The organism is Allorhizobium paknamense (genome assembly GCF_030815125.1).
GTDB classification, from domain to species: Bacteria; Pseudomonadota; Alphaproteobacteria; order Rhizobiales; family Rhizobiaceae; genus Allorhizobium; species Allorhizobium paknamense.
The window spans coordinates 1-10028 of sequence record NZ_JAUSWH010000036.1 but is presented as its reverse complement, the minus strand read 5'-3'; the positions used below and the strand labels follow the sequence as shown (position 1 = coordinate 10028).

The window sequence follows — 10028 nt, the reverse complement described above, 5'->3', positions numbered from 1 at the left end:
CATCAAAGTGTCAAAAATTCCCGCAAGGCCAAACCGTTAAACCCGGCCCCAATCAGCATCTCAGCCAATCTCAGAAATTTAAAACGAAGAAGCTCGCCGCCAGAAGCAACCGCCCCTCGTCTCGTGAAGCGGCTTATAAGCCCCATTACGCCAAATGGTCAACACGGGTCTGTCAAAAAACTGTCGTTTTAGCTTCATCCGATTGTTTTAAAAAGATTTTTTGTCGGATTCTTTTCCCTCTCCCTGGAGAAGGGGTAGGGCTCTCGGGGCATGTGGTGGGTTTTGGTCCCTGAATCAGCTGCCAAACACGGGTGAAGATTATTCCTTCAATAAAAAAGACGGATAAGGTGCGCTCCAGAAACATTGGAGTTGCCCATGCTGGTTCTGAATGAACAGGAAACCATTGCCGCACTGGATTGGTCTGCCTTGATCGATGCGCTGGAACGGATGTTTGCGTCCGATTGCGTCATGCCTGTGCGGCATCATCACGATGTAAAGGTCCCCAACAGAGCCGACGCGACACTGCTGCTCATGCCTGCCTGGGTGCCGGGCGGATATTGCGGCGTGAAACTTGTTTCGGTCTATCCCGACAATCATCTCTCCGGCCTTCCTGCCGTCCAGGGGAGCTATCTTCTGACCTCAGGTCAAACTGGCGAGACGCTAGCTTTGATCAATGGCAATGCACTGACGGCTCGGCGCACCGCCGCAGCTTCGGCGCTTGCCGCACGCTATCTGGCCCGGGAAGATGCAAGCCGCCTGCTGATGGTGGGGACGGGGCGGCTTTCGCTGAATGTAATTGAAGCGCATGCTAAAGTCCGCTCGATCCGAGAGGTGAGCATTTGGGGACGCAATACCGCCAATGCGGAAAAGACCGCCGAGCAGGCCCGGGAGTTGGGCTTTGATGCTATCGCGGTCACCGATCTGGAGAAGGCAGCAAGACAGGCCGACATCATTTCCTGTGCGACCCTCGCCACGGAACCCTTGATCAAAGGGGAATGGCTGCAACCCGGCAGCCATCTTGATCTGATCGGCGGCTTCAAGCCCTCCATGCGTGAGGCCGACGATCGTGCGATCGCGCGGGCACGGGTCTTCGTGGATACGCGGGCGGGGGCGATGAGCGAGGCCGGCGATATTGTCCAGCCCTTGCAAAATGGCAGTTTGAAGCCCGAGGCCATTTGCGGGGAACTGGCGGAACTGGTAGGGGCACGCGTGCCGGGGCGGCGGCGTCCCGATGAGATCACCTTCTTTAAATCGGTCGGCGCCGCGCTTGAAGATCTGGCGGGGGCTATCCTGGCCTATGAGACCGCACTGAACACAAAAATCCGATAAGTTCGCATGAGCCTGACGCTTCCTTCCTATCCCGTTTCCGAAATTCTGCAGCCGCTGTCCCAAGCGCTGAGAGAAGGCAATCGCGCTATTGTCAGTGCGCCGCCGGGCGCGGGCAAGACCACTATCATTCCGCTGCATCTTCTGGAGGAGCCGTGGCGCGGGGATGGGCGCATCATCCTGCTGGAACCGCGCAGGCTGGCGGCGCGCGCCGCGGCCTCGCGCATGGCCGCGCTTCTTCATGAAAAGGTTGGCGAGACCGTGGGCTATCGCATGCGCCTCGATAACCGGATCTCTTCGAGGACCCGGATCGAAGTCGTGACCGAAGGTGTGTTTGCCCGGATGATTCTGGACGACCCGGAACTGTCCGGCATTTCCGCCGTGTTGTTCGATGAATTTCACGAACGCTCTCTGGATGCGGATTTCGGCCTGGCGCTGGCGCTGGATTGCCAGGCGGGCTTAAGGGACGATCTGCGATTGGCCGTCATGTCGGCGACGCTGGATGTGGAACGCATTTCCAGCCTGCTGGATGAACCGCCGGTGCTGAAAAGCGAGGGCCGCAGCTTTCCGGTGGAGATCAGGCACCGGGATCGTCCCGGCACGGAACGGGTGGAAGATGCGGTCACCTCGGTCATTCTCGATGCCCATGCCAGCGAGCAGGGATCGATCCTGGCCTTTCTGCCGGGACAGGCGGAAATTCGCCGGGTCGCAGAGCGGCTGGAGGGACGGCTTGCCGCGTCCACCCGGGTCGTTCCGCTTTACGGCAACCTCTCCCAGGCTGAGCAGGACCAGGCGATCAAGCCCGCACCTGCGGGAACCCGAAAGGTCGTGCTGGCGACATCGATTGCCGAAACCTCCATTACCATTGATGGCGTGCGGATCATCGTAGATAGCGGTTTGCAGCGCCTGCCGGTGTTTGAGCCCGCCACCGGCATGACGAGGCTGGAAACCGTGAAGGCCTCGCGCGCTTCTGCCGACCAGCGGGCGGGCCGCGCCGGGCGCACCGAACCGGGGCTTGCCATCCGGCTTTGGCATGCGGGGCAAACGGCAGCACTTCCCGCTTTCACCCCGCCGGAAATTCTCTCGACCGATCTTTCCGGGCTGGTGCTGGACATGGCGCATTGGGGCGTCTGCGATCCGGCGCAGCTTGCCTTCATCGATCCGCCGCCCGCAGCACCCTGGAAGGAAGCGCGCGCGCTGCTGAAGAGCCTTGGCGCTCTGGATGAGCATGGCCGCCTGACGCCACGTGGCCATCAGATGCGCGGCCTTGGCCTGCCACCCCGGCTGGCCGCCATGGTGATTGCCTCGGCTGAAAAAGGTCTGGCAAAACCGGCCGCAGACCTGGCTGTGCTTTTGACCGAGCAGGGTCTGGGTGGCAATGATATCGATCTGGACGAACGGCTGCGGCGCTTCCGGTCCGACCGGAGCGAGAGAGCCTCTGCGGCGCGCGGGCTGGCGGGACGGCTGGCGGATCAGGCAGGGGGGCGGACGGCGTCTTCCGAGCCGGTCTCCGCCGGGCGGCTTCTGCTTCACGCCTTTCCGGACCGCATCGCCTTCCAGCGCGGCGGGCGCGGGCGCTATGTCATGGCCAATGGCCGGGGCGGCGAGTTGGAAGAAACCGAACGGCTGGCCGCCTCCGCCCTGCTGGTGGTTGCGGATTTGACGGGACGGGCGGGCAAGGCCCGTATCCTGGCGGCCGCCGAGATGTCTCTGGCGGAGATCGAAGCGGAACTGCCAGAGGCAATCACCCAGGGCGATGAAAGCTTCTTTGATCGCGGCAGCCGTGAGGTGCGTGCGCGGCGGGTGAAGCGGCTGGGCGCCATCACACTGGAGGAGGCACCACTTCCCCGCCCCACCGGCGAAGCCGCGGCAAAAGCACTGGCAGAAGGGGTTCGCGAACTGGGCCTTGACCATCTTCCCTTCAGCAAATCGACCGAACAATTGCGCCAGCGGATCGGCTTTCTGGCGCGAACCCTGGGAGAACCATGGCCGGATATGTCGGATAATGCGCTGACAGAGCGGCTGGAGGAATGGTTTACCCCCTTCCAGACAGGAGCGCGCAGCTTTGCCGAGATTTCGGCGAGCGGGCTGGCGGATGGCCTGCGCAGTCTGGTGCCGCACGCGCTGCAGCGGGAGCTGGACAAGCTGGCGCCCACCCATTTCACCGCCCCCACCGGCATGAACCATCCCATTCACTATGAGGGGGATGAGCCGAAACTGACCATCCGGGTGCAGGAACTCTTCGGTTTGCGGCAGCATCCCACCATTGGCGGCGGAAAATTGCCGCTGCTGCTGGAGTTGACCTCGCCAGCGCATCGGCCCATCCAGACCACGCGGGACCTGGCGGGTTTCTGGGCGGGTTCCTGGAGCGATGTGCGGGCCGACATGCGGGGCCGGTACCCGAAGCATCCATGGCCCGAAGATCCGGCGGGCGCTCAGCCGACGACGCGGGCCAAACCGCGCGGAACATAAGCTTGTGACGCAGAGGAGCGTGGCATCGGGGAGCCGCAGCGGAGTAAAGATATTCCCAGGGGAGGAACGGGAATGAACGAGACCTTGGACCTGAACATGCATTTTGGACATTCCAGCCGCCGGCTGAGACTTGAAACGCTGGTGCGGCTGCGCTGGCTTGCCGTGGCCGGTCAAACGGTGACGCTGGCCATTGTGGCGCTGGTGCTGCGCTTTCCCTTTCCACTGGATACCGCAGCCGCGCTGATCGGGGCGCTGGCGGTGGTGAATTTCGTGTTGCAGGTGGCCTTCCCCTCCACCCAGCGGCTCGATCCGATCTGGACCTTCGCCATTCTGGCGCTGGATCTTCTGCAAATGGCGGCCCTGCTGTTCATCACCGGCGGGCTTGCCAATCCTTTCGCGCCGCTGATCTGCGTGCCGGTCATCATCACCTTCGCATCGCAGCCGCTGCGTCACGCCATGGCGCTGATGGTGCTGGCGCTGATCTGCATCACGGCGTTGGCCTTCACGCCCTTTCCCCTGCCCTGGTATCCGGGCGAAGCCTATGTGACGCATCCGGTGCGGCTGGTGGCGACCTGGGCGGCGATCTGCTCCATGACCGGCTTTGCAGCCTTCTATGCCTATCGCGTCTCCCGCGAGGCAACGCTGCTGGCCGAGGCGCTGACGGCGACAGAACTGATCCTGCAAAAGCAGACCCACCTTTCGCAACTGGACGGTCTGGCGGCGGCAGCGGCCCATGAACTGGGCACCCCGCTTGCCACCATTACCGTAGTGGCCAAGGAAATGGAGCGGGAACTGGGCAACGATCCCCGCTATGCCGAGGACGTGCACCTGCTGCGCAGCCAGAGCCAGAGATGCCGTGACATATTGAAGCGGTTGACCACGCTGTCCCATCAGGATGAGGAGCATATGCGCCGCCTGCCGCTTTCCTCGCTGATCGAAGAGGTGACAGCGCCGCATCGCGGCGGAATGATCGCTCTGACCGTGGTGGAACTGTCCGACCGGGCCTCGGAACCGGTGGGCGCGCGCAATCCCGGCATTCTCTACGGGCTCGGCAATCTCATTGAAAATGCGGTGGGCTATGCAGCAAGAACGGTGCAAATCACTGTGGAGCATACGAAATCCCACGTCGTTCTGACCATCGAGGATGATGGCGAAGGCTTCGCTCCGGATATTCTCCTGAGGATCGGTGAGCCCTATGTCACCAGCAGGAAGACAGATAGCCGGGCGGGCGGGCTCGGGCTTGGCCTGTTCATCGCCAAGACCCTGCTGGAACGTTCCGGCGCGCAACTGGCCTTCGAAAATCGCGAACCGCCGGAAAAGGGTGCGCGGGTGCGAGTAACCTGGCCCAGGGAGGCGATGGAAACCGCAAGGATTTGACTTTACCGCCGTGCCGGATAAGGCGATAACCGCAAAAAATGCAGAGATGAAGAACATGAGTGAAGACAGGTTCGGACATCAGGCCACGGCAGGTGGCGACAGTCATGGCGATATTGATCTCGGTCCCGATCCGTCGCTGCTGATCGTAGATGACGATGCCCCCTTGCTGCGCCGGCTGGCCCGCGCCATGGAAGCCAGGGGCTTTACCGTCGATATGGCGGGCTCCGTGGCGGAAGGCATTGCCAAAGCCAAGGCGGCAGCGCCGAAATATGCCGTGGTCGACTTGAGATTGGGCGACGGCAATGGCCTGGATGTGATCGAAGCCATCCGCGAGCGCCGTAACGACACCCGCATCATCGTGCTGACGGGCTACGGCAATATCGCCACCGCGGTGACCGCGGTGAAGCTTGGCGCGGTGGACTATCTTTCCAAGCCCGCCGATGCCGATGAGGTGTTTAATGCCCTCACGCAGCGGCCCGGGGAGAAGGCGGAAGTGCCGGAAAATCCGATGTCTGCGGACCGCGTCCGCTGGGAGCATATTCAGCGGGTCTATGAGGCCTGCGACCGCAATGTCTCGGAGACGGCGCGGCGGCTCAACATGCATCGGCGCACCTTGCAGCGCATTCTTGCCAAACGGGCGCCGAAGTAATCGGGGGAGATTCCGGGCGAAGGAAAAGCTGCTTTGCAGGGAAAGCCGGAGAGTGTTTCCCGTGAAACATTGCCAGCCACTGAAGGTTCAAAGCGGGCGGTTCGCTTCCCATTCCGCCCGCATCAGCCGCGTGGAGGCGGAACGGGCATAGTTCAGCATCAGCGATTTGCGGGTGGCGGGCGCCAGACGATGTTCCGGCGCCTCCCGCATCAGATGGGCGCCATAGCCGTCCGAGAGAATGAGGCCGCACTCCTCCGGGAAGATATCGAGCGGCACATCCGGCAGGGTGGCGAAAAACAGCCGGTCGCAATGCAGGCGATAATCCGGCCATTTGGTGTCCACCCGAAAATCCTCAATGGAGGATTTGATCTCCACGATCCAGATTTCACCCTTGTCCGAGAGGCTGACGAGATCGGCCCGGCGCCCACCGGGCAGTGACAGTTCCGGCAGCACCGCGTGCCGCATGCCATCCAGCAAAATCTGCACGCCGCGGCGAATCATTAAGGCGCGCTCGGACTGGCGTCCGTCAATTAACGCACTCTTAACACCAAACGTAAGAATCGTCATAAACTCCACCTTTCGACGCCGCAGTTCTGTTGCAAAAAAGCCATTCTTCAGCAATTTGCAGCCTCAGGACTGCTTGAGCGCTTTCGCGGCCTTGCCAAGTTCAGTCGAATAAAAAATAAACCTCTCTTAACGATGGTTCAACGCATCATCTCCCGTCCTGCAATCCAAACGAGCTTTTCATGCGCATTCGCAATGCATTGACCGCGCTTGGTCTTCTTTCGACGCTGGCAATTACCGGCTGCTCCACCACTGCTGAAGAAAACCGCAAGACGGCGGCACTCACCCCGTCTGCTGCCGAGGCTGCCCCGGCCAAGGTGGAAACGGCGCAGATCTTCTCCGACGCCTATGGCCCCGTGACCGATGCGGGCTACACCCTGCCGGCCATTCCGATCCAGAAGGTCAATCCCAAGTTCCAGCGGCAGATCGTGGAATATGCCTCTTCGGAAAAGCCGGGCACGATCATCGTCAACACGCATGACCGCTTCCTCTACTACATCCTGCCGAACGGCAAGGCCATGCGCTATGGCATCGGCGTCGGCAAGGAAGGCTTTGCCTGGGCGGGCGAAGCGCATGTGGCCTGGAAGCAGGCCTGGCCGAGCTGGCATCCGCCGAAGGAAATGGCCGCCCGCAAGCCGGAAGTGGCGAAATATGTCGAAAACGGCATGGGCCCCAGCATCAGCAACCCGCTCGGTGCGCGCGCCATGTATCTCTTCAACGACAAGGGCCAGGATACACTGTTCCGCATTCACGGCACGCCGGAATGGGCCTCCATCGGCACCGCCGCTTCCTCGGGCTGCATTCGCATGATGAACCAGGATGTGATCGATCTTTATGAGCGCGTCCGTCCCGGCAAGTCCGCCAAGGTCATCGTTCAGCAGTCCTGATCTTACAAAAGGATCAAACACAAAAGCCGCCGAAGCAATTCGGCGGCTTTTGTGTTTATACATACTCTCAAACCTGAAGAGGGCGGATGATGTGCCCGCCCTTCCGGTAGGCGTTATACCAAGGCTCGAAGATGCATACGCATCCTCGCCTTGAAGAGATTTTGAATATCCCAAATGAATCGGGGGCTTGAGATATTCGAAAAGGGAATACGAACGGTCATTTTCAATGGCCGTTCGTATTACACGCCAGCCCGGGCCTTTGCTTCCTGACGGCGCTTGTGCAGGACCGGCTCGGTATAACCGTTCGGCTGTTCACGGCCTTTCAGCACCAGATCGAGAGCCGCCTGGAAGGCGACGGAACCGTCGAAGTTGGTGGCCATGGGCTGATAAGCGCGGTCACCGGCATTCTGCTGGTCGACCACGGCGGCCATGCGCTTCATGGTTTCGATCACCTGCTGCTCGGAAACGACGCCGTGACGCAGCCAGTTGGCCATGTGCTGGGCGGAAATGCGCAAGGTGGCACGGTCTTCCATCAGGCCGATATTGTTGATGTCCGGCACTTTCGAGCAACCAACGCCCTGATCCACCCAGCGCACCACATAGCCGAGAATGCCCTGGGCATTGTTGTCCAGTTCACGCTGGATTTCCTCGGCCGTCCAGTTGGGTCGGCTGACGACCGGCACGGAAAGAATATCGGACAGGTTTGCACGGGGACGGCTTTTCAGCCCTTCCTGCACGGCGGCGACATCCACCTTGTGATAATGCGTGACATGCAGGGTCGCGGCGGTGGGCGACGGCACCCAGGCCGTATTGGCACCCGCCTTGGGATGGGCAATCTTCTGCTCCAGCATGGCGGCCATCAGATCCGGCATGGCCCACATGCCCTTGCCGATCTGCGCATGGCCGGACAGGCCGCAGGCGAGACCGATATCGACATTCCAGTTCTCATAGGCCGAAATCCAGGCCGCCTGCTTCATGTCGCCCTTGCGAAGCATCGGACCTGCTTCCATGGAGGTATGGATTTCATCGCCTGTACGGTCCAGGAAACCGGTATTGATGAAGACGACCCGGTCCCTGGCGGCGCGGATGCACTCCTTGAGGTTGACCGTGGTACGGCGTTCCTCATCCATAATGCCCATCTTGATCGTGTTCGGCGCCATGCCGAGCGCGCGTTCGACGCGGTTGAAGATCTCGACGGCAAAAGCCACCTCTTCCGGCCCATGCATTTTCGGCTTCACCATATACATCGATCCGGTACGGGAATTCTGCCGGCGGCCATTCGGGCCGATATCATGCAGCGCGATCAGCGCCGTGATCATCGCATCCATCAGTCCTTCCGGGACTTCCTGACCGTCTCGGTCCAGAATGGCGGGATTGGTCATCAGGTGGCCGACATTGCGCACCAGCATCAACGAGCGGCAATGCAGGGTGAAGGCCTTGCCGTCCGGGCCGGTAAACTGCAGATCGGGGTTCAGGATACGGGTAAAGACATGGTCGCCCTTGGTGATGATCTCTTCCAGATCCCCCTTCATCAGGCCGAGCCAGTTTTCATAGACCAGAACCTTGTCCTCGGCATCCACCGCCGCAACCGAATCCTCACAGTCCATGATGGTGGTGATGGCGGATTCCAGGCGGATGTCATCGATATGCGCCTTGTCGGAGGAACCGATCTGACCGCCGGGTTCGATGCATATTTCGATATGCAGACCGTTGCGCCGCAGCAGGATCGAGCCCGGCGCCTCGGGAGCCTCGCAATAGCCGGCAAATTGCGCAGGATCGGCAAGGCCGGTCTGTCCACCATCCGCGAGCGTCACATGCAGAGCACCGTCCGCGATGGAAAGCCCCGAGACATCGGCCCAGCGGCCTGCCGCCAGCGGCACCGACTGGTCGAGAAAATCCCGCGCCCAGGCAATGACCTTCTCGCCGCGCTTGGGATTATAGCCCCTGCCCTTTTCAGCGCCGTCGGTTTCCGGGATGGCATCCGTGCCGTAAAGGGCATCGTAAAGCGAGCCCCACCGGGCATTGGCGGCATTGAGCGCGTAACGGGCGTTCATCACCGGCACGACAAGCTGCGGACCGGCGATTTTCGAAATTTCCGGATCGACATTGCCAGTGGTGACGGTGAAATCCGGCCCTTCCGGTAACAGATAGCCGATGTCGCGCAGAAAGGCTTCATAGGCCTTGGCGTCCGAAAGCGCACCGTGGCTGCGATACCAGGCATCCAGCTTTTCCTGCAATGCATCCCGCTTCTGCAGCAGAGCGCGGTTTTGCGGGGCAAGATCATGGATCAATGCCGAAAAGGCCTGGAAAAAATGCTCCGGCTCCACGCCCGTCCCGGGCAAGGCCTCATCCACCAGAAAGTCGTGAAGGACTTGCTCAAAAGCCAGACCATATTTCTCGATACGCGCCATCTAGACCTCCTGAACCCCGGGCGTCGCAATCTGGAAAGATCGCCTGCCACGCCGTTTTACAGTTTCGTCCCGCCTGTTTAGAGCTTTTCCGACCGGGGCGAAATTGCCGAAAAGTTCTAAGCGGACTTTCTTAAAATATTCAATGAATACCAGCATCGATCAAGCAAGACAGGTCAGCGTCCTCCCGCACCCGGTCCAAAACCCTATCCATTTCTGGAGGGAAAACCGCACCGGCACTTTTCCTGGAAATGCTCTAGGGTCAAAACTCAATCAGGATGGGTGTTCTGCAAGGCGTATTTTGTGTCTGAGTAGGAGGAAAGGTGCAGGAAATGCCGATCATTT

General features: G+C 60.7%; 8 protein-coding genes. 6 read left to right on the top strand and 2 right to left on the bottom strand.

Features of this window, described 5'->3' with window-relative positions; translation table 11 throughout:
• From QO005_RS24025 to QO005_RS24005, 5 genes are all read left to right on the top strand, one after another.
• Positions 1-293 (top strand): hypothetical protein (locus QO005_RS24025; RefSeq protein ID WP_307160544.1); only part of this gene is annotated, 293 nt, incomplete at its 5' end.
• Between the two features lie 82 nt (positions 294-375).
• Positions 376-1329 carry a bifunctional Delta(1)-pyrroline-2-carboxylate/Delta(1)-piperideine-2-carboxylate reductase gene (gene lhpI, locus QO005_RS24020; RefSeq protein WP_307160543.1) on the top strand — a complete coding sequence of 318 codons (954 nt, stop codon included), beginning with the start codon at positions 376-378 and terminating at the stop codon, positions 1327-1329.
• 6 nt (positions 1330-1335) lie between these two features.
• Complete coding sequence (hrpB, locus tag QO005_RS24015) at positions 1336-3798, top strand: ATP-dependent helicase HrpB (protein WP_307160542.1); 2463 nt, start codon at positions 1336-1338, stop codon at positions 3796-3798.
• Between the two features lie 72 nt (positions 3799-3870).
• Positions 3871-5175: an ActS/PrrB/RegB family redox-sensitive histidine kinase gene (locus QO005_RS24010; RefSeq protein ID WP_307160541.1), complete on the top strand. Its 1305-nt coding sequence runs from the start codon at positions 3871-3873 to the stop codon at positions 5173-5175.
• 46 nt (positions 5176-5221) lie between these two features.
• A complete protein-coding gene (locus QO005_RS24005) occupies positions 5222-5824 on the top strand; it encodes an ActR/PrrA/RegA family redox response regulator transcription factor (protein WP_370878153.1) in 603 nt (200 codons plus the stop codon).
• 87 nt (positions 5825-5911) lie between these two features.
• On the opposite strand, the gene QO005_RS24000 is transcribed toward QO005_RS24005, so the two are convergent.
• Complete coding sequence (locus tag QO005_RS24000; protein WP_307160539.1) at positions 5912-6391, bottom strand: MmcB family DNA repair protein; 480 nt, start codon at positions 6389-6391, stop codon at positions 5912-5914.
• A 179-nt stretch (positions 6392-6570) separates the two neighbouring features.
• Between QO005_RS24000 and QO005_RS23995 the strand changes: the two genes are divergently transcribed.
• Positions 6571-7275, top strand: a complete 705-nt coding sequence (locus tag QO005_RS23995) for a L,D-transpeptidase (RefSeq protein WP_307160538.1) — start codon at positions 6571-6573, stop codon at positions 7273-7275.
• Positions 7276-7514: 239 nt separating this feature from the next.
• On the opposite strand, the gene QO005_RS23990 is transcribed toward QO005_RS23995, so the two are convergent.
• The gene (locus tag QO005_RS23990; protein WP_307160537.1) at positions 7515-9686 is read right to left on the bottom strand and encodes a malate synthase G; all 2172 of its coding nucleotides are present in this window, start codon (positions 9684-9686) and stop codon (positions 7515-7517) included.
• Positions 9687-10028: the final 342 nt, after the last annotated feature.